This window comes from Psychrobacter sp. ENNN9_III (assembly GCF_001462175.1).
Classification (GTDB): Bacteria; Pseudomonadota; Gammaproteobacteria; order Pseudomonadales; family Moraxellaceae; genus Psychrobacter.
The window spans coordinates 1-19,669 of sequence record NZ_LNUO01000142.1 but is presented as its reverse complement, the minus strand read 5'-3'; the positions used below and the strand labels follow the sequence as shown (position 1 = coordinate 19,669).

Below are 19,669 nucleotides of genomic sequence, written 5' to 3'. Positions count from 1 at the left end.
GCGGCACACGAACGTAACGTTTGCCGCCTTTTTTTATTGCTTAAAATATTATTTTTAAGAGGCTTAAGCTATTTGTCTTTTAATAATTTACTCAGTGACGACTTCAGCATCAGCACTGATAGCATCAAAGCTTTTGACGTTATTGTTTTCAATCAAGTCGATACTGCTACCACCAGCATGAGTTACCAGCTGTATATGACCATCTGTAGAGCGATACGTTGGGTTGTTATCTTGGCCTTCTGGTGCGCTTAGGGTCATCATTGATTTATTGGGCAAGGTGACAATGGCATTGAGTACGCCCGCCGCTGAGGTCTCAAAAGTGACGGATAACGATTCGCCAGCTGCGCTTTTATAAATAACATCAGTGATTTGCGCGCCTTTAATGGCTTGTTCGGGGTTGGGAGTCGCGGCTGTTGTATTTGGTGCTACTTCTACGGTTTTGATATCGTTTTCAAGCTCGCTTACGCTGACATCGTTCTTTGACTCTTCGGTAGAATCAACCGAGTTTTGAGAGCTGTCTATAGGTGCACCACTATCATTGTTATCACTGTCATCATTAACAGGCGTACTTTGAACGGTGGTCGTTTCAGCTTGTGGCTCATTAGCTGCTTCAGGTTCTGGCGACTTTTGGCAAGCAGTTAGTATCAGTACACTAAACAAAATGACGGGAAAAACATGTAAGTAGGACTTGGTTTTTAATGAAGCTAAAGTAGGGGCTTTCATAATGAGGTTATTATCCATTAAGATGGGTTATTTGAGTATAGTAAGCAGTAATCTGCTGTTCAATGGCAACCTATTACTAGGTGCTTACGGTAATAACTAGCTTTCGCTGTCCGCCATGTTTATCAAGGTTGTCTCGATGCTCGCATAAATATATGCCTTGCCACATTCCTAATCCCAATGCACCATTGATAAGTGGAACGGTTAAGCTGACCCCAAGCATTATACTTTTAAAATGGGCGGGCAAGTCGTCCGAGCCTTCTAGCGTATGGCGATATTCTGGCTGATCGGCTGGTGCAATTTTATTCAGCCAATCTTCGGTATCTAGTCTGACATCTGGATCAGCATTTTCGTTGATAGCGAGACTGGCTGAGGTATGCTGTAAAAATAGGTGGACTAGACCTGCTTTAGGTGAATTGGGCATTAGCTCAACAAGCGCATCTTCAATCATTGGCGTTATGATATGAATGCCGCGCGCATACGTGGGTAGGGTAAGCGTGGTTTGGTGATAGGGCATTGCATACCTCTTGTCATTAGAATCAATTTTATAGATTCATAATACAAGATAGCCATGAGTGTGAAAAGCTCAGTCATAACAAAGTTGAAACTAGGTTTGGGCTTTAATTAAGCGGCGTCTGCAAGCGTATGCGATTAGGCGATAGTCGTGCAAGCATCGCTGCCGACAATGGTGCAAACGATCCTAGCATCATATCTGCAAGCGTTTCAGCGCATATAGGCGCTAACGCATAGCCTTTAGCGCCCATCGCACTCATGACCCAAGTACGCTGGCTTTGTGCTAATCGTCCTACGATAGGATGATAATCAGGGGTTTGAGTTCGAACGCCGGCGCGCCCCTGCCATAGACTGCTATCGGCTGGAATAACAGATTCCATCTCAGGAATGGCAGTGACGAGCTTATCACGACTAATTTGATGTTCTTCATCACGAATATCGGTGCTTGTGTCATTACGTATAAAGCTCGCCCCTAACAATAGATGTGCTGCCCCTTCTACCACACCGTTTAACTCGTTATCGCCAGCTTGCGCGGTAAAGGCGGCACAGTAGCCGCTGTATTTGAGTGGTACTTTTGGTAAGTTTGTAAGCTCAGCGGCGGTCGGCGTAAACCAAGAGAGCTGGCCACGAATTTTACGACAATCAAAAATGCGCCGATCTAGCTTATGACTCTCAAATGCTGCGCAAATCACCACATTATCGGCACTAATAGTCATCGCGCCTTTGTCCTGATTACTGCCTTCAACACGAACACAGCTTTCCATCTCGTTAATACTGCTAACGTCTAATTGCTGAAAGCGGATGAGTGGATGGGTCAGTATTATATTTTTTAATGCTTGAGGGTTGACCAAACCGGATTGCGGTAAGTACAAATTCTCTGATAAATCTTGCGTTTTTAATCCAGTAGTCTCTTGTGCTTGCGCAAGCGATAGCGTGGTTGCCATCTCATCCGGATAGTCTGCAATTTGTTCTGTGCCGATATTGGCTTTTATCAGCAAATCTAGTGCGCCAGTTAACTCGAGTACCGGCGCTGTATTTTGCTTTGCAGCCTCTTTATTAAGCTGTCGATATAGACGGCTGCTATAGAGATAACCGATGCTATGCAGATGCTCATCGACATGATGAATCGGTGTCATCTTAGGCGCGAGTAGGGCGCGAGGATTGCCCGATGCTCCTGCTAAAGGTGCTGATTTGTCTGTCAAGGTAACCTTGATACCGCGATTGGCAAGTGACCATGCTGTTAGCAGTCCAGAGACGCCAGCGCCAATGATTACAGTATGGACGCTATCAGCAGATCGATTATTAGCATGGTCGTGAGCGTTGTTATTAACGTCTGTCAGGTCGGTAGGCATAGGTACGATAGCCGTTAGCATTTCGCGCTTACGGCCAAAACCTTTAACTTTTTTGATCTCAAAGCCGCAGTCTTTTAGCGCGCGTTTGACGATACCGGCGCAGCTATAAGTAGCTGCGGTCGTGCCAAGGTAGGAGAGACGCTGTATTTGTGCGAAGATGTTTTCAGCCCACAATGTACTATTACAAGAAGGGGCAAAGCCGTCCAAATACCATGCATCGATATAGGGTGTTGGGATATAGGGAACGGGCTGTAGAGATGTATCTAATGCCAATTTGGCTAAGCTATCCGCAGCATCACCAAACCACATATCGACAGTCAAATTATCATCGAGGAAGTTTAGACGATGACATCCTGCGATCAGAGGCGGATAAGCCGCTAAAAACTGCGCAGTCAGCACAGACAGCTCAGGCGCACGCTGTGCCCATAAAGCTAATATTTGAGTGAGGTCTGTGAGCGGTATCGGGTGCTTTTCTGTAGTAATAAAATGTAGCTTCGCTGTTGCTAAGTGCGGATGCATGTCACGCAGCTCTCGCCATAACTGCCACGTTGCCAACAAATTTAGCCCAGTACCCAACCCCAACTCTGCGATGCTAAAGCATTGATGTGGCACAAGGTTTGTCAGTCTCTTTGGCAGCTGATTATGCGCCGAAAATACATGACGTGACTCTGCTAGACCGTCGGCATGCGAAAAATACACATCGCCAAACTCACCAGATACCGGTACCTGGTTGCCCGTGTCATCCATTTGCCAGTCAATCTTGGCAGGGCGAATGGCAGATGGCTGTGGTGAGTGAATGTTTGGCGACTGATTATCTGGCTGATTATCTGGCTGTTTATCTGGCAAGGAGGCAGATGTACTGCTATTTTTTGGGAAGGCGTTAGACATAGACGATCACATTAGAGAAAGCGATAAAAAAAGCTACCAGCGCTCACGGCGGACAAACACAAGCCACGAGATAAAAATACCAACAAGCAGGCTAATCAAGACGGTAAACGCACCGTATAAAAACAGCTGGCCTTTGCTCTCATAAACCAAAACATTCACTTGCGTCTGTAAGTCATTCACTTGCCGCTGCAATTGAGCATTACGGCTAAGTAGTTGCTGATTGGCAGCCGATAGTGCTTGGCTTGACGGCTGAATCTGTGCGGCTAGAGTATTGCTAGCTGGCAATGTTTGGTTAGGCGCTGGTTGATTTGGTGTTGACTGAACAGAAGTGTTTTGGTTGCTGGCAGTCGACATCGCTACCGAATCAGTATTTGTAACCGATGGCACTGCATGCACTGACACAGCGATGGCTAGAAATACACTAGCTAGGCTATATTGATAGCAGCAAGTTTTTAATGACAATGTACGCTGATTCACGACTTCGCTACTTTATTTGAGGTGCTATCGTCTACTTTTGGCAAGGTATGGATAAAGGGTCTGATATCTACATGACTGTATACACCATCCCGTAAGTAAGGCTCATCGTTTGCCCATGCTTGCGCGTCTTCCAAAGACTCAAAGTCAGCGATGATTAAGCTACCTGACATCGCCTCCAAGCCATGCTCGATAGGTGTTGGACCTGCGATGATAAGACGGTTTGCACGGTCTAAGGCTTGCAGGCGTTCGACATGTTCAGGACGGGTGATTTCACGTTGTGCGCTGCTATTGGCAACGTCGTGACCGATAATAGCAAATAAAGACATGATCCTTCCTTTGTTAGTAGTAGGAATAAAAAGTTATAAATTATAATAATGCCGACTTAATAGTAGTGGTTTATTATTCTAGCGATAGAAATTTAATAACCGCTCAACGTCTATTATAAAACGGTAAATAGCAAAATAAACGTCATTGATCATACTCGTATGTGTTAGTACACAAAATATGGCTATGCTTCTTTATTTTGCAGACTTGTCAGTCAAAGCTGGATTTAAATGCTTTTTTAAGACTGCAAACTGAGCGATGACAAACACCAACATAATCGGAATCCAGCCATAAGTTTTAAAGTTAATCCATGCTTCATCAGACATTGTAAATGCCGTGATATAATGTAAAAAGCCCATAAAGGCAAAAAACAGTCCCCAAGCGACGGTTAGCTTTTTCCAACCGCTCATCGTGAGCGAAAAGACATCTTTCATGGCAAGCTGCATCAAGGGTTTATTAATCGCAGCACTGACAATCAGCGTTAATGCAAAGATACCGTTGATAATTGGTGATTTCCAGCGCAGATAGATGTCATCACGCAAAAGTAGTGTGCCGCCGCAAAACAAAATGGTTAGTATCAATACCACCCATTGCTGTTTATCAAATTTGCCTTTTTGGCGCACAAAATGAATTGCATAAACGACGATGGTTGCAATAAGTAAAGCACCTGCTGCTGCCAAAATACCACTTTGACGAGCAGTGACAAAAAAAGCAATCAAAGGAATGAAGTCTAGTAAAGCTTTCATAACAAATGGGATGTCCAACAAAAACGTAGTGAGTAGTTTACACGTCTACTGAGGCAAAAAAAAGCAATCAACATCACAAACATACTGATAATAAGAGTAAGTGTTAGAGAATCTCATTAACGTTTTCTATTGAGCTGCTATCTGCTCTTTACAATCCTATATATTTGTAACAAAATCTAAGGCCAACTTTATGAAAATTGACTTACATTGCCACAGTACCTGTTCAGATGGCACGTATGCACCAGCAGATGTCGTACAGCGTGCCCATGCTGCTGGCGTTGATGTACTGGCATTGACTGACCACGATACACTACTGGGCATTGACGAAGCTAGGGCGACAGCCACAGCATACGGAATGACACTTATTAATGGTGTTGAAATCAGCTGTGAGCATACGCTAAGTGGCGGCTATGGAAAAAATAAATCGACCAACAAAATCATTCACATCGTCGGACTTGATTTTACCGATTTAGATAAAATGCACGCAACGCTGCAGCAGTTGCAAGACAGCCGCGCTACTCGCGGTCAGCGAATTACCAAAAAGCTAAGCGAGCTATTGGATATTGACTATGACGAGCTATGGCAAGCCATACTTGATAAAGCAGGTGGCAATCCACAAGCGGTTGGACGGGCGCATATTGGTCAGGTGTTGTTTGAGCGCGGTGATGTCAAAACCGTGCAAAAAGCCTTTGATAAATATCTGGCTGACAATAAACCCGCTTATGTGGCGATCGATGCTTTGAGTATGGCTGAAGGTATTGAGCTGATACATGCGTGCGGCGGTAAGGCTGTGCTCGCGCATCCAACGCGTTATCAGCTTTCAGCGACGCGTGTACGTAAGCTCATCGCTGAGTTTGCAGAGCTGGGCGGTGATGCTTGTGAGTTGCCAGCGACCAGTGAGCCGATGAGCACCCGCCGGATGGTCGATCGTAGTATCGCTGAACATAGACTTGCTACCTCAATTGGTAGTGACTTTCATGGTAGCAATATGCCATGGCGCCGTATTGGAGATGTGCCAGACTTATCAACTGAACAACAGGGCGTTTGGCAACTTTTTCAAAATACCAGACATTGATTATTGAGCAATTATTAACCATATGTCATATATAGAGACCATTGATAACAATCATATTGCCAAATGATTTGAAAGTTGCCAAAATCAATAATAAACATACTAGAATTATACAGGTAAGAATTACGTTCACGAAAACGAGTATAGTGCTGCGTCAATTGACGGCTTATTTAAAATTACACTGCATATCAACCATTTAAGGTCTAATCTAATAAGTATTGTCATCTACCATATCCTAAGTTCAGTACCAATGTAGTAGTAATCAAGGCATAAGGCCTTTATTGCTTTAAACTCATCTATCAGTCTGTTAGCACCTATCACAAACCATGTTGTTTGGATTGGTCTTGGTGACAGAATGAATAAATATGCACGTGGTAACGCGTATATGGTTACATCGATATACCGAGCAGGCTACAAAAAACTTTCTCAAATGATTTTTGAGTGGCAAGCTGCGGATAGAGCGTCATTGTTAGCCATATTCATTGTGATGGAAATCATCATGCATTGGCTATGGTTTCTATTTGTCTGGTTACGACAAGATGCGTTAGATAGTTATGTGGATATGGCTCTCTTATATCCAATATGGATTATCATAACGCTCATAGGGATATTCTTTTGGTGGATGGTAGGTCACTTATCTCGTATCAGAGACGATTATAAGCGTCTGCATAATTGGCAAATCGTACTCATCTGTGTGTATGGTTTATATATTGCAGTCATCGTTTTGGTCATGGGTCATAGCAGCTTGGTTTCAGGAGTATCGCTCGTCGGCGGTACGATGCTTGCGATGATGCTAGTACGCCGTCGTTACATTTGGTATGCGTTCTTGTTTCAAGTTTATTTGATTGTATTGATGGCAATTTTGCCTTATTTGGGGGTCACTTTACCCAGCATGCGTCAATTAAATATTACCTCGTTACCGCTTGGTACCTATAATTATCAGACCTATAGTGAGATGACGAGTATCGAAAACGCGATAGAAGCCACTATTTTTCAAGATGGTACGCTTAGCTGGGATAGTATAAACGAGATTCGGCGCTCTTCAGTATTCTTCTGGCGTGCAACGCATATGTATTTGGCATTGCCCAAAGCCATTTTTATGGTATATATTTTTAGTACGCTGTTGTTGATTTTGGATAATAGCAAAAAACAAATCGTACAACATGCCAATCATGATGAGCTGACAGGTCTAAAAAATCGCCGCTATGGCCTAACTAAAATGCGCCAAACGCTAGCCAAACTCACCAAAAATCAAGATTATACCGTAATCTTACTCGATTTAGATCTGTTTAAAGACATTAACGATAATTATGGTCATGATGTCGGCGATCATGTATTAAAAGAAGTTGCAAATACCTTAACAGATAAGCTCACTGAGACAGATATTGTCAGCCGTTACGGTGGTGAAGAGTTTTTAATCGTCTTACCTGATATGACCCATGATCTGGCGATGGCTATTGCAGAACAGCTGCGTTGCGATATTGCGGCTCATGTGTTTCAAATAGATCATAGCTTAAGCTTTAGTGTAACGGCGAGTCTAGGGCTTTATACACTGACTCATACGGAGCGAGCATGTATCAAACAAAGATATACGGCTATAAAATTGAAAGAGACGATGACCACGTCATCATTAACGAAGTTGCCAGCGATTAAGTCACGTAAGAGCAATCGCGCATCTATAACAGCATCAGAGCTGCGACGCGCCCAGTTGCCTAGTGATATTTGTCAGCGTTTAATCAGAATCGCAGACAAAGCATTGTATGAAGCCAAAGATCGCGGTCGTAATCAAGTCGTCAGTGCCAACGATATGATAGTAGCAAAAGACAATATTAAGCCACTATATAGTAGCCGAAAAAACAGTAGCCAAAAAACAGGTACTTGATTGGTTATGATCAGTATGGCTCAAAAAAAGCAGCTAATCTTTATACACTCGGCGATGAGATGTTTAGCTGTTGTACCAAGCTTGCCAATACACTGGTCGCAAAGCTGCCAGTCGTCAAAGTAAAGTTTAATACCAGCATTTGCTTATCACTGTTTTGTTCCTCCCGCCACTCCCAGCTTAGCGCCTCAATTGGTAATCGCAGCGCGCGTCTCTGGGCTTTGACATCGCGCTGCTCTAAGCCTGCTGCTAGCTGCGTCAGCAGTGGATTATTTTGTATCACATCATTTTCAAGCTGAGCTGCTGTGCCGCTGACTTTGTCGTTACCCACGCCCCAAAGCACACCAGTTGGATGAATATCACCACTGGCAACACGCGCACACAGCGACTCGTCTATCTCTTCACTGGCAAATATCGAACCTGAACCATCTAAATTAAACACTTCACCGGCAAGTCCGGTATTCCAGTTGCCTGCGCGGACTCTGGCTGCCAATATCTCATTAAATAGTAAGCTGCGCGCGGCAGATAGCTCCATCGCGTTTTGCTCGCGTGGTACGCGTTTACGTTTGCTCTTTTTTGTCTGAGGTTTAAAGGCAGGTGCTGGACGGGCAAACAGTCTCAAAGCCTCTGTGATATTGTTACCATGCCATCCAAAGCGCTGCGGGCCAAAGTAATTGGGCACACCGCTTGCGCTGATATTTTGCAAATGCTGATCTACTGATGCCTTATCGCTACCTTCTAATTTAATATTACGTAAGGTGATAATAAACTGATTGGCCCTATGCGTGCCGCGTCCTAATTTTTTATTATGCCAATGCTGGGCAATGATGGTGACCGACTCACGCTCACCGATATCTACTGGCGCAAACTCAGTCGCAGGCAACTGCTTTTTGGGTATTCGCAGGCTAAACCACTGCGTCGTCAGTGCGTGACGGTCTTTGAGGCCCGAATAACCGACATCACGCAACGGAATCTCTGCCCATTCTGATAGCAATTTTGCCAAATACGCCGTATTTATCCCTGATTTTTCAATATGTAGCCATAGATGCTCGCCTTCGCCAGTGAAGTCGAGTGGCAAGAGTTCGTTGACAACAAAATCTGTGTTATGGGACTTGTAAGTCGCTTGTTTGATAGGCGGCGGTACTGGCTGCGGGAGCTGTGCGGTATCTGTCGCGGCTTTGATATCGATGTGTGCAGTATCATCATTTGTAATAGCCAGCTCGTTATTAGCTGGCTGATGGTTTAAAGCAGGCTGAGAAATAGATTTATCTGTTATTTCGTTCCAGTTATCTTGAGAAGTCATAAAGTCGTCTTGTATTTTGATTATGAGTTTTAGCTTGAAAGGGTAGAGCTATTCGTCAAAGGCCAGTAAGTATTAGAGAATTACGTTTTGCAACGCAGCGAACATACAAATAAACAGCGTACGCTAAGTGTTATTGTTACTATCAATATAACTGTTTTTTTATATGTATGGTTGATAATATGTATGGTTGATACTAAATAAAATGGATAGATGACATTATGATACGTGACTGGTACAAATTTTCTCGCTTAGCGTAGATAGCAGACAGAGGCTTCATAAAATTCATCTCAGTAATGCATGGTAGTTCGCAGTACCCTTGCGTTTTAGTATAGCGACTATCTCCACACGTTTTATTTAGGAAGCAATGATAACTGTTAAGGATAACCTATGAGCCAAGTGAATAGTAACCAAGACGATAATAAAATCGCTGCCAAAAATCTAGTAACCATCAAAAAATCTGATATCCCAAATGGCGGTATGAAATCCTACAAACAAGATGACGATAGTATCATTTTAATTACCCGCGATGAGGATGAGTTTTTTGCTTTCGATGGCAGATGTCCTCACGTTGGTGCAGATTTAGGTGATGGCATGCGCTGTGGTAATCGAGTGGTCTGCCCGTGGCATCATGGCACTTTTGATAGCCGTGATGGGAGGCTGTTAGAGCCAGTTGCTATGCGTGGGCTGACCCAATACGAGCTGACAGATGAAGGCGATAGCTTAACTGTCAATACATCAGCGAAGATAGATAAACGAGTAGATAACGATAAGCTGACTGATACACATACTATTATCGTGGGCGGCGGCGGTGCGGGTTTTATGACTGCTCATCAGCTACGCCATACCGGTTATGGTGGCAACATTACCATTGTTAGCGCTGACGATAATGCACCTTATAATCGACCATTATTATCTAAAGCATTTATGGCCGGGCAGATAGACGAAGATAAACTGTTTTTTGGTGGTCCGAATTGGGCTGATAGAAATAATATTGATCTACGCTTAAACCAAACGGTTAGTGACATTCAACCTAATGAGCGAACGATCGTTATTGAAAATGAAAGTGGTGAGAACGAAAAACAAACCGCAGACTTTTTAGTCGTAGCGACAGGGGCACAGCCAAAAGTACCAGCATTTAAAGGCGCTGATGCCAAAGGCGTTTATACCCTGCGCGACTTAGATGATGCCAAAGCCATTAAAGCGGCCAGTAGCGGTAAACATGTCGTCATCGTCGGTACGGGCTTTATCGGTATGGAAGTGGCGTCATCACTTATGCAAGCAGGAAATATCGCCTCTATCACCATTATCGGGCGTAGCGCTCGGGTTATGAGTAATATCGTATCAGAGAGCATCAGTAATGCTTTGATTGATTTGCATAAAGAAAAAGGCGTCACCTTTGCCTTTGGTGCGGGCGTCGATGCGATCAATAGTGATAATGGTGAAGTGAGTGGGGTAAAACTGTCTGATGGCAGTACGATTGCAGTAGATGTGGTTATATTAGGTACAGGCGTAGCACCACGTACCGAGATTTTAAATGAGGTGAACGATCCTGACGGCGTGCAAGTGGACGATCACTTGCAGCTGCGTGATGGGGTGTATGCACTTGGCGATATTGCCAAAGCTCCCAATCAGATGGGGCGCATGCGTATAGAGCATTGGCGGGTAGCGTTGCAGCATGGTATCGTAGCGGCAGCGGCTATCTTGAATGAAGATAATGTCAATGCTTTAGAAGAGCGTATTCCGTTCTTTTGGTCGGCGCAGTACGGTAATAGCCTGCGCTATAGTGGTCATGCAGCGACTCCTGATAACGGTATTGTGTTTGGCACACCAAGCAAGTTTGACTGTATCGAATACTACTTTGATGATGAGGAGGATAACTCCCGTGCAAGCGCTGCCATCTCACTGGGGCGGGACAAAGAGTTGGTCGCTTTTAGTGAGCTGCTGCGTCGTGGTCATGCACCAACGCGAGCGCAAATTAATGCAGGATACGATATTATCGAACAAGCGCAGGCGTTATCGCGCTAGCATTTACAGGCGGATAAGGTTTACTATTAAAGCTGGCTTGATTATCCAAGTCAGCTTTTTATATCGTAATAGTAAAGGGATATCACAGAGTATGAATAAAGAGATTATAAATAAAAACCATATAAGTAAGGACGCTGTGTTTTTACGGCAAGCCAAAGCGGATGATATTGGCGCACTTGAACAGCTATTAAATCGCTGTTATAGAGAAACCGCAGGCTGGACCAATGAAGCGGATTTAGTTGGCGGCATTCGCATCACTCAAGCTGAGCTGGCAAGTATCATCGATAATCCAAAACACTATCTGTTTGTTTATCCAAAAACCACAACAGGGACGTGCGATGGCGATGAAACTGGTGAGCTGCTTGGCTGTATCGCCGTCGATATAAAAGCCGATGCCGACTCGAATAAAGACGATCAAAATTCGAGCGCTGATAAGGATAAAGCGTATATCGGTATGTTTGCGGTACATCCAGACTTGCAAGGAGCGGGCGTAGGCAATGTGATACTACAAGCCGCCGAGACGTTTGCAGAGCGGCATTTACAAGGTAACAATCGACCAAGTCGTCTGACCATGTCTATCTTAAGTCATCGTCCTGAGCTCTTGGCTTATTATCAGCGCCGTGGTTATCAGTTGAATGGTAATAAGATGCCGTTTCCAGATGACGGCAATAATGGGGAGCCAAAGCGTCAGGATTTAGCGTTATTGGAGCTTGAGAAAATCGTTAGCACATAAAGGTTAACTCTACCTATATCAAACTTAAGCTAACCCCAAAAATGCCCAAAAGTCATAAACAGCCCGACGCTTAGTAGAATAAATGCCACAATAATTAAACGCTTAAACCAGTTGAAAGCAGGCAAACGCGTGGCAGGGTCATCCGACATAAGGTATGCAAACAAGCACAGCAAGCTTGCTGCCAATGTCATAATCCAAGGCCTATGGGTAAAATATAGAGGTATACCTGCCACGTCACCATTATAAAACCATCTCGTAACTATCTATGATATTGGCATCATAGCAGTAACGTGTTTGGGCTGTCTGTATATGGTTTTACACTAAGCCAAAAATAGACAATAAAAAAGGCCATTTCGTTAAAAATAGCCTTTCTTCTAACTCAGTCTGTCTAACGCATCGTCACAAATTCTTCCGAACCCGTAGGGTGAATGGCAACCGTATTATCAAAGTCGGCCTTGGTCGCGCCCATCTTTATCGCCACCGCAAAACCCTGAATCATCTCATCGACACCAAAGCCAATACCATGTAAACCGATGACCTTTTCGTCATCCCCCAAACATACCAGCTTCATCACACACTTTTGACGATGCTGAGTTACTGCGCTGTACATAGAAGTAAATGTTGAGGTATAGCATTTGATGTTGTCTTTACCAAAATGATTGACCGCATCAATCTCAGACAAGCCAATCGTGCCAATAGGCGGATGGGTAAAGATAACCGTCGGTATCAAGTCATAAACCAAATGCTCATCGGTTTTATCATTAAACAAGCGCTCAGACAACCTACGACCTGCCGCGATAGCAACAGGGGTCAAATCAATGCTGTTTTCGATAATATCACCGACCGCATAAATGCCCTCAACGTTGGTATTTTGGAATTTATCGACCTTGATTTTACCGTTATCAGTTGTCTCTACACCTGTCACTTCTAAGTTAATATTGTCGGTAGAAGGTGCACGGCCAATCGCCCAAATTAAGCAATCTACGGTATCAAGAGCACCATCTTTGGTAAATAACTCTAAACAGCCATCTTCTTTTTTATTGACTTCCGTTAGTGTGGTATCGGTGTGCAGTTGAATACCATCCTGCTCCATTTCTATTAGTAAAGTCTCCACGATAGTATGGTCAAATGAGCGCAGCGGTGAGTGTTGACGGACGTAAAGATGCACTTCAGCACCCAGGCTGTTGAGCACGCCCGCGATCTCGACAGCGATATATCCTGCGCCGACAATAGCCACACGTTTTGGTAGATGATTCAATCTAAAAAAACCATCAGAATCAATGCCGTGTTCTGTGCCTTTGATATTTGGGCGAATAGGGTGTCCGCCTGTGGCGATCAAGATATGGTCAGCAGTAATGCGTTCACCATTAACTTCGACCGTATTGGTATCGACAAACTTGGCAAAGCCTTTTATCACTTCCACGCCATTTTTCGCCAAGTTATTATCATAAGCGCGGTGAATGTTTTGGATATATTGCTGACGGCTATTGACTAGCTTTTGAAAATCAAAGCCCTTTAACTCGACATCAAAGCCATAATCTGGTGCATACTTTTCGATGGCTTCGGCTACTTGCGCGCCGTACCACATGACCTTTTTGGGCACACAGCCCCAATTGACGCAAGTACCGCCTAACTGCTCCGCTTCGATAATGGCGCATTTTTTGCCATAGCTTGCCGCGCGATTGATGGAGGCAATGCCGCCGCTACCGCCACCAATGGCGATATAGTCATAATGTTTTGTCATGGTTGAGTCTCTTTAGTCAATGCTTGTGATGAATAATATGAATGCGATTGTTGTTTAGTTTTATTGTGAACTTTACTGTAATGGGTATGAGAGTATATCTTACAAGTTTTTTCATGCTTAAGGCGTGCCAAGTAGTATTAATAATCCAATCTCAATTATTTATTTTTCTTGGCGTAGGCTGGGTTTTTAGCCCAGCATTTTACCTAAGTTGGGAGCCAAGGATCAATTTATAAAAGTCTTTAAGTAAAATAGCCGCCATTTAAACCCACTTAAACAATGGCGCGCCGTCTATAAAATAATAGCCCGGGAATGGATAAGCCCAGTACCAATCCTGAGGTCACAAATAAGGCTTCAAACAAATACACCATCATTTGGCTAAATAACTCGTCTGAAAAACCAAAATAGCCAATCTGTACCATGCTGACCATCGCCTTATAAGCGGCGATACCTGGCATCATACAGATGACGCTTGGTGAGATTAATGCTTTGGGCGGTAGGGTATATTTTTTTAGAAAAGTAGACGCCCAAAAAGCTGGCAAGCATCGCCCCAAAAAAGCTGGCTACCACCAGATGGATATGTTGATAGACCAGCGCTGTTTTTAGCCCAAAGCCAAATGCAGTCATCAGCAAACAGGGCAAAATATAGCGTTTGGGTACGCTAAACATCAGCGTCCAACCAAGGGTAATAATACATGACAGCACCACGGTTTCGATGAACCACATATCAAAATCCCCAGTGTTGTATTTGCAGTAAGATCAGCGCCATCACGATGCCAACGCACGCTGACAAAGTCAACATATAGGTAAAAACGGCACGTCCAACGCCGATATTGACATAGCCCTTTAGAATGTCTGAGAAAGAGTTAATCAAAGGAAAGCTTGGCACCAGTAATAGCACGCTCGAGGCAACCGCAATATCAGCATTATTACCAATATCAAAATAGTAAGTCGTCGCCCCAATTAAAGAGGCGATAAAAGCCGTCACGATGACCGTGATAAAGGGATTGAAATGGTGCTTAGCCAAATATATGCGGGTAAACATCGCTACCATGCCTGCGATAAAGGTTACGGCGGTAATCGATAAGCTACCGCCGTTAAGATTCGCAAACGCAGCACAAGATGCACCAACGAATATGCCTACCAGCCACGTTGGGTATACTGCTTTATCTAACTCATCAAAGGCACGGGTGGTGCGGTCAGTCAGCTCAGACTGTAGCTTGTCATTACGCTTCGCAGCTTCGGTTTTATTAACGATTTGCTGGATTTGTACCAATAAATTGACATTAATGCTTTGATTGATGGTGTCTCTGGTAGTGGTGATACAGCGCTCATTACAGATGGTCGTCAAGGTAATGGCATTAAAATTAAGCGAACATTCGACGCTACTCATGCCCAAAGCAAATCCCAAACGTTTAGACAAGTCCACCACCACAGCAGACTCAGCGCCATACTGCATAAGAAGTAATCCGCAGCGCACGCATAGTCGAGTGATGCGCTGCTGCTGTACGTAGCTGATAGAGGTCATGGGCGAGATACGTATGTTGGTTGGTATTGGTACGCTATTATAAAGGGTCTAGATGCTGACGCGCAGGCATTATCGGACATTATATTTGATGCTACTATAAAGTATAAACTTTTTTGGTAAGGAGCATAAAATGCATATCGCTATCTTAACCCTAACTTTTGCGCTACCGGGCTGTAGCTCACTAAAAGAAAAGCGTCAACGGATGGGCGGATTGCATGCGCGCTTTGGCAATACGCCAAGCATCGCTGTCTGTGAAAGCGGTGAGCGTGATCGGCATGATGCCAGCGAGTGGACGTTTGTGATAGTGGGGCTGTCTAAGCGTGAGGTCGAGTCGCAATGCAGTCAAATCGAAGAGAAGATAGAGCGGACAGTAGATGCGCGGGTGATGAATGTTGAGCGGGAGTTTATTTAGGTGAGTTGGTTTTATATTTTAACTCTAAAAAATATCTAACTTGTAGGTTGGGTGGAGCTTGCGACACCCAACATTTACTTTAAAAAAGAATATCCTCACCCGCCCCAATTGATAGGAAGCAAGCCATCTGCCACAAATCGATGAAATGAAGAATATTGCCAGTCTTTAACCTGTTTAACATACCCATGTTTAATAGGGTTCATATGAATATAGTCAATATGTGCTCGATAGTCTGATTCATCGCGAATGCAATGCTCCCAAAATCGACGTTGCCAAATACCACGCTCGCTTTTTTTAAGTCTACTACTCGAAATAGATTCTGTTTTGGCAATATTATAAGAAAAGTAATATTTAATGAGTTTTATTCGTTTAGAGAAGTCTGCATCATTATTTGGCATAGTACATAACATATGCAAATGGTCTGGCAAGATAACAATGGCATCAATGTAGAAGGGGTGTTTTTGTTTAACGAGTTTGAAGGAGTGTCTAAGTGTTGCAATTTCTTTGACTAGCAAATCGCTAGACCTATCAGCTAGGTTGATAGTGAAAAAGTAGGTTGCTCCTTTTTGATAGTGCCTTCGATATTGCATGCCATTCTAAAAATGATAATTGATAGCTGATAGTACTTAATTTTGTTGGGTGTCGCAAGCTCCACTCAACCTACGATGGATTCAATGTTAACTATGAACAATGCAAGGTAGGTTGGTGTCGAGGAACGAGACCCAAGGTAGGTTGGTGTCGAGGAACGAGACCCAACATAGATAATTTTGTATAATATGAATCGTTGGGTTTCCTTCGTCAACCCAACCTACGAGCTAATACCTTTAGCGTTGAAGAAGTTTGTATCATTTAGAAAAATAAAGGTAATTGGTAGGATTATCTACAAACTTCTACTATAAAAAAGGCCACTCCCTAAAGAGTGGCCTTTTATCAATCATTCACTAACCTGTCTTAGCTGACTTCTTTTAACCCCTGCTTAAGCATCGGCTTTAAGAACTCACCCGTATACGAGCCTTTCACTTCTGCCACTTCCTCTGGCGTTCCTTCCGCAATAATCAGTCCGCCACCTTTACCGCCTTCAGGACCAAGATCAATGACCCAATCGGCCGTTTTGATAACGTCAAGATTGTGCTCGATGACCACGATGGTATTACCTTTATCACGTAGGGCATGTAAGATATTGAGCAGCTTATCAATATCATGGAAATGCAAACCAGTAGTCGGCTCATCCAAGATATACAGCGTTTGCCCCGTATCGCGTTTAGCAAGCTCACGTGCCAGTTTGACCCGCTGTGCTTCACCGCCAGACAGCGTCGGCGCAGACTGACCCAAGCGAATATAGCCAAGACCGACATCCATGAGCGCTTGTAGACGGCGATAAATCGCTGGGATCGCTGAGAAGAACTCAGTGGCATCTTCAACGGTCATATCGAGCACTTCAGCGATGCTCTTGCCTTTATAGTGAATCTCTAAAGTTTCGCGATTATAGCGTTTGCCTTCGCAGGTATCACACGGCACATACATATCAGGCAAAAAGTGCATCTCAACTTTGATGAGACCATCGCCTTGACACATCTCACAGCGACCGCCTTTTACGTTGAAGCTAAAGCGACCTGGTTTATAACCACGTGCGCGGGCTTCTTGCGTTTGGGCGAACATTTCACGTACAGGGGTAAATACTCCTGTATAGGTCGCAGGGTTTGAGCGCGGCGTACGACCGATTGGGCTTTGGTCGATATCGACCATTTTGTCCAAATGCTCAAGGCCACTGATGCTGTCATGTTTATCCGCGATAAGGGTAGACGCATTGTTCAACTGAGTCGCTGCAATCGGCATCAAGGTACGGTTGATCAAGGTTGATTTACCCGAGCCTGATACGCCAGTGATACAGGTCATCACACCAACTGGCAAGCTCAGATCGACATCTTTTAGATTATTACCAGACGCGCCTTTTAGCTCAATCGTCATCGGTACTTTTTTGGGTTTGGCTTTACCTTTAGCTTCAACTTCTACTGTTTTAGCCTTATGACGAATGGTAGGAATTTCAATTTTTTTCTCACCAGACATGTATTGTCCGGTCAGCGAGTCTGGGGTCGCCATGATCTCATCGATCGTACCTTGCGCGATGATGTGACCGCCGTGCACGCCGGCACCGACACCGATATCGATGACGTGATCGGCTTGACGTATGGCGTCTTCGTCGTGCTCGACGACAAGGACGGTATTACCCAAGTCACGCAGCCGCGTTAGGGTTTTAAGCAAGCGATCATTGTCACGCTGATGCAAACCAATAGATGGCTCATCGAGTACATACATCACGCCCATGAGACCCGCTCCGATTTGGCTGGCAAGACGGATACGCTGTGCCTCCCCGCCCGATAACGTCTCGGCAGAGCGAGCAAGGGTCAGATAATCTAGCCCGACACTGACGAGGAAGTTCAAGCGCTCATTAATCTCTTTAAAGATTTTTTCTGCGACTTCGCCTTTATGACCGCCAATCTTTAAGGTTTTATAGTAATCAGCTGCATCGCCAATGGACAGCTTAACGATCTCAGCGATAGTTTGCTCATCGACCCGCACGTTGCGTGAAATTTCATTGAGACGCGCACCATCGCAGACGTTACAGGTAGTATCAGCCAGATACTTTGCCAGCTCATCACGCACAAGGTTACTTTGGGTCTTGGCATAACGACGCTCAAGATAGGGCAGTACGCCTTCAAATGGTACCGTCTTATTGGTCTTACGACCACGCTCATCGGTGAAGTTAAAGGACAGCTTTTCCTTACCAGAGCCGTGCATGATAAGGTCTTGCTGCTTTGATGACAGCGCTTGCCATGGCGTATCCATATCGATGTCAAAGTGCTTGCAGACGGTAGAGAGCAGACCAAAATAGTACGCATGACGTTTGTCCCAACCATTGATTGCGCCTTGGTTGAGCGATTTTTCATGATGGGTAATCAGCTTCTCAGCAGCGAAGTACTGACGTTTACCTAAACCATCGCAGCTTGGGCAAGCGCCGTATGGGTTGTTAAAACTAAACATCCGCGGTTCAAGCTCAGGTACTGCTCGGTCACAGACAGGGCATGAGTGCTTCGACGACATGACTTGATTGGCGTCCCCGCCCTCGGTAGGATTGCCATCCATAAAGTGTAGCGTGACAAGACCTTGACCCAAGCGCAGGGCAGTCTCCAAACTTTCAGCGACACGGTTACCCAAGTCGTCACGGACTTTAAAGCGATCGACGACGACTTCGATGGTGTGTTTTTTCTTTTTATCGAGCGTGGGTAGCTCGTCAGTATCATAGACGTCGCCATCGACACGCACGCGCACAAAGCCTTGTCCAATTAATTGCTCGAGCAAGACTGTATGCTCGCCTTTGCGCTCACGAATCACAGGAGCCAGTATCATAAGCTTGGTATCAGTAGGCAATGCCATGACCTGATCGACCATTTCAGTCACTGATTGGGCAACCATGGGTTCGCCATGCTCAGGGCAATAAGGCGTGCCGATACGGGCATAAAGCAGGCGCAAATAATCGTAAATCTCCGTAATCGTTCCGACGGTTGAGCGCGGATTATGATTGGTTGATTTTTGCTCAATGGCAATGGCAGGAGAGAGTCCTTCGATACTATCGACTTCGGGCTTCTCCATTTGTGATAAAAACTGACGCGCATAGGCGGACAGGCTTTCGACATAACGGCGTTGTCCTTCAGCATATAGGGTGTCAAATGCCAAAGACGACTTACCAGAGCCAGATAAGCCTGTAATTACCACGAACTTATCACGTGGGATGTCCAGATCGATGTTTTTTAGGTTATGAGTGCGGGCGCCGCGTATTGCAATGTGGTCATTTGCCATCGGTTACAGGTTTCCTATTTGCTAAAAACGTTATTAAAACAACTATATGTGTATGGTCATAAAATGTGAAACAAATTAAATGACATAAGGATGCTACT

Annotated in this window: 17 protein-coding genes and 1 pseudogene; 5 read left to right on the top strand and 13 right to left on the bottom strand. The window is 44.5% G+C overall.

The window, feature by feature from the left end; all coding sequences use genetic code 11:
- Nucleotides 1–87 precede the first annotated feature (87 nt).
- The 6 genes from PENNN9_RS08940 to PENNN9_RS08915 all read right to left on the bottom strand — a co-directional run bounded on the left by PENNN9_RS08940 (nucleotide 88) and on the right by PENNN9_RS08915 (nucleotide 5,020).
- The gene (locus PENNN9_RS08940; protein ID WP_058369349.1) at nucleotides 88–723 is read right to left on the bottom strand and encodes a hypothetical protein; all 636 of its coding nucleotides are present in this window, start codon (nucleotides 721–723) and stop codon (nucleotides 88–90) included.
- A gap of 76 nt (nucleotides 724–799) precedes the next feature.
- Nucleotides 800–1,237 carry a secondary thiamine-phosphate synthase enzyme YjbQ gene (locus tag PENNN9_RS08935; protein ID WP_058369348.1) on the bottom strand — a complete coding sequence of 146 codons (438 nt, stop codon included), beginning with the start codon at nucleotides 1,235–1,237 and terminating at the stop codon, nucleotides 800–802.
- Between the two features lie 103 nt (nucleotides 1,238–1,340).
- Nucleotides 1,341–3,332 carry an FAD-dependent 5-carboxymethylaminomethyl-2-thiouridine(34) oxidoreductase MnmC gene (mnmC, locus tag PENNN9_RS08930; RefSeq protein WP_227511778.1) on the bottom strand — a complete coding sequence of 664 codons (1,992 nt, stop codon included), beginning with the start codon at nucleotides 3,330–3,332 and terminating at the stop codon, nucleotides 1,341–1,343.
- A 174-nt stretch (nucleotides 3,333–3,506) separates the two neighbouring features.
- Nucleotides 3,507–3,950, bottom strand: coding sequence for a hypothetical protein (locus tag PENNN9_RS08925; RefSeq protein WP_058369347.1), 444 nt, complete (start codon nucleotides 3,948–3,950; stop codon nucleotides 3,507–3,509).
- The gene (locus tag PENNN9_RS08920) at nucleotides 3,947–4,276 is read right to left on the bottom strand and encodes a YciI family protein (protein WP_058369346.1); all 330 of its coding nucleotides are present in this window, start codon (nucleotides 4,274–4,276) and stop codon (nucleotides 3,947–3,949) included. Before PENNN9_RS08920 ends, PENNN9_RS08925 begins: the two co-directional genes overlap by 4 nt.
- Nucleotides 4,277–4,468: 192 nt before the next feature.
- Complete coding sequence (locus tag PENNN9_RS08915; RefSeq protein WP_058369345.1) at nucleotides 4,469–5,020, bottom strand: inner membrane-spanning protein YciB; 552 nt, start codon at nucleotides 5,018–5,020, stop codon at nucleotides 4,469–4,471.
- Between the two features lie 190 nt (nucleotides 5,021–5,210).
- Between PENNN9_RS08915 and PENNN9_RS08910 the strand changes: the two genes are divergently transcribed.
- A complete protein-coding gene (locus PENNN9_RS08910; protein ID WP_058369344.1) occupies nucleotides 5,211–6,095 on the top strand; it encodes a PHP domain-containing protein in 885 nt (294 codons plus the stop codon).
- 352 nt (nucleotides 6,096–6,447) lie between these two features.
- Nucleotides 6,448–7,974, top strand: coding sequence for a sensor domain-containing diguanylate cyclase (locus tag PENNN9_RS08905; RefSeq protein ID WP_227511777.1), 1,527 nt, complete (start codon nucleotides 6,448–6,450; stop codon nucleotides 7,972–7,974).
- Nucleotides 7,975–8,014: 40 nt separating this feature from the next.
- On the opposite strand, the gene truD is transcribed toward PENNN9_RS08905, so the two are convergent.
- Complete coding sequence (gene truD / locus PENNN9_RS08900) at nucleotides 8,015–9,274, bottom strand: tRNA pseudouridine(13) synthase TruD (protein WP_082638052.1); 1,260 nt, start codon at nucleotides 9,272–9,274, stop codon at nucleotides 8,015–8,017.
- 387 nt (nucleotides 9,275–9,661) lie between these two features.
- Between truD and PENNN9_RS08895 the strand changes: the two genes are divergently transcribed.
- Together PENNN9_RS08895 and PENNN9_RS08890 are read left to right on the top strand one after the other, a co-directional pair.
- A complete protein-coding gene (locus PENNN9_RS08895; RefSeq protein ID WP_058369343.1) occupies nucleotides 9,662–11,299 on the top strand; it encodes an FAD-dependent oxidoreductase in 1,638 nt (545 codons plus the stop codon).
- 91 nt (nucleotides 11,300–11,390) lie between these two features.
- Nucleotides 11,391–12,032: a GNAT family N-acetyltransferase gene (locus tag PENNN9_RS08890; protein ID WP_058369342.1), complete on the top strand. Its 642-nt coding sequence runs from the start codon at nucleotides 11,391–11,393 to the stop codon at nucleotides 12,030–12,032.
- Between the two features lie 29 nt (nucleotides 12,033–12,061).
- On the opposite strand, the gene PENNN9_RS08885 is transcribed toward PENNN9_RS08890, so the two are convergent.
- The 4 genes and pseudogenes from PENNN9_RS08885 to PENNN9_RS08870 all read right to left on the bottom strand — a co-directional run bounded on the left by PENNN9_RS08885 (nucleotide 12,062) and on the right by PENNN9_RS08870 (nucleotide 15,301).
- Nucleotides 12,062–12,223, bottom strand: coding sequence for a hypothetical protein (locus PENNN9_RS08885; protein WP_227511776.1), 162 nt, complete (start codon nucleotides 12,221–12,223; stop codon nucleotides 12,062–12,064).
- 197 nt (nucleotides 12,224–12,420) lie between these two features.
- Nucleotides 12,421–13,776, bottom strand: a complete 1,356-nt coding sequence (gene gorA, locus PENNN9_RS08880) for a glutathione-disulfide reductase (RefSeq protein WP_058369341.1) — start codon at nucleotides 13,774–13,776, stop codon at nucleotides 12,421–12,423.
- A gap of 269 nt (nucleotides 13,777–14,045) precedes the next feature.
- A pseudogene (locus tag PENNN9_RS13570) lies at nucleotides 14,046–14,499 on the bottom strand (threonine/serine exporter family protein).
- Nucleotide 14,500: 1 nt separating this feature from the next.
- A complete protein-coding gene (locus PENNN9_RS08870) occupies nucleotides 14,501–15,301 on the bottom strand; it encodes a threonine/serine ThrE exporter family protein (protein WP_058369340.1) in 801 nt (266 codons plus the stop codon).
- A gap of 130 nt (nucleotides 15,302–15,431) precedes the next feature.
- Here PENNN9_RS08870 and PENNN9_RS08865 point away from each other — a divergent pair, with 130 nt between their 5' ends.
- Entirely contained in the window at nucleotides 15,432–15,713 is a 282-nt protein-coding gene (locus PENNN9_RS08865) for a DUF503 domain-containing protein (RefSeq protein WP_058369339.1), read from the top strand.
- A 95-nt stretch (nucleotides 15,714–15,808) separates the two neighbouring features.
- On the opposite strand, the gene PENNN9_RS08860 is transcribed toward PENNN9_RS08865, so the two are convergent.
- Together PENNN9_RS08860 and uvrA are read right to left on the bottom strand one after the other, a co-directional pair.
- Nucleotides 15,809–16,303 carry an REP-associated tyrosine transposase gene (locus PENNN9_RS08860; RefSeq protein WP_058369338.1) on the bottom strand — a complete coding sequence of 165 codons (495 nt, stop codon included), beginning with the start codon at nucleotides 16,301–16,303 and terminating at the stop codon, nucleotides 15,809–15,811.
- A gap of 361 nt (nucleotides 16,304–16,664) precedes the next feature.
- Nucleotides 16,665–19,571, bottom strand: a complete 2,907-nt coding sequence (uvrA, locus tag PENNN9_RS08855) for an excinuclease ABC subunit UvrA (RefSeq protein ID WP_058369337.1) — start codon at nucleotides 19,569–19,571, stop codon at nucleotides 16,665–16,667.
- Between the last annotated feature and the right edge of the window lie 98 nt (nucleotides 19,572–19,669).

Bases quoted from the DNA above. Each gene is read 5' to 3' on its own strand.
- PENNN9_RS08890 (WP_058369342.1), top strand. From the start codon at position 11,391: ATGAATAAAGAGATTATAAATAAAAACCATATAAGTAAGGACGCTGTG.
- truD (WP_082638052.1), bottom strand. From the start codon at position 9,274: ATGACTTCTCAAGATAACTGGAACGAAATAACAGATAAATCTATTTCT.
- PENNN9_RS08895 (WP_058369343.1), top strand. From the start codon at position 9,662: ATGAGCCAAGTGAATAGTAACCAAGACGATAATAAAATCGCTGCCAAA.
- PENNN9_RS08920 (WP_058369346.1), bottom strand. From the start codon at position 4,276: ATGTCTTTATTTGCTATTATCGGTCACGACGTTGCCAATAGCAGCGCA.
- mnmC (WP_227511778.1), bottom strand. From the start codon at position 3,332: ATGGATGACACGGGCAACCAGGTACCGGTATCTGGTGAGTTTGGCGAT.
- PENNN9_RS08935 (WP_058369348.1), bottom strand. From the start codon at position 1,237: ATGCCCTATCACCAAACCACGCTTACCCTACCCACGTATGCGCGCGGC.
- PENNN9_RS08865 (WP_058369339.1), top strand. From the start codon at position 15,432: ATGCATATCGCTATCTTAACCCTAACTTTTGCGCTACCGGGCTGTAGC.
- PENNN9_RS08940 (WP_058369349.1), bottom strand. From the start codon at position 723: ATGAAAGCCCCTACTTTAGCTTCATTAAAAACCAAGTCCTACTTACAT.
- PENNN9_RS08885 (WP_227511776.1), bottom strand. From the start codon at position 12,223: ATGACATTGGCAGCAAGCTTGCTGTGCTTGTTTGCATACCTTATGTCG.
- PENNN9_RS08860 (WP_058369338.1), bottom strand. From the start codon at position 16,303: ATGCAATATCGAAGGCACTATCAAAAAGGAGCAACCTACTTTTTCACT.
- gorA (WP_058369341.1), bottom strand. From the start codon at position 13,776: ATGACAAAACATTATGACTATATCGCCATTGGTGGCGGTAGCGGCGGC.
- PENNN9_RS08905 (WP_227511777.1), top strand. From the start codon at position 6,448: ATGAATAAATATGCACGTGGTAACGCGTATATGGTTACATCGATATAC.
- PENNN9_RS08910 (WP_058369344.1), top strand. From the start codon at position 5,211: ATGAAAATTGACTTACATTGCCACAGTACCTGTTCAGATGGCACGTAT.
- PENNN9_RS08915 (WP_058369345.1), bottom strand. From the start codon at position 5,020: ATGAAAGCTTTACTAGACTTCATTCCTTTGATTGCTTTTTTTGTCACT.
- uvrA (WP_058369337.1), bottom strand. From the start codon at position 19,571: ATGGCAAATGACCACATTGCAATACGCGGCGCCCGCACTCATAACCTA.
- PENNN9_RS08870 (WP_058369340.1), bottom strand. From the start codon at position 15,301: ATGACCTCTATCAGCTACGTACAGCAGCAGCGCATCACTCGACTATGC.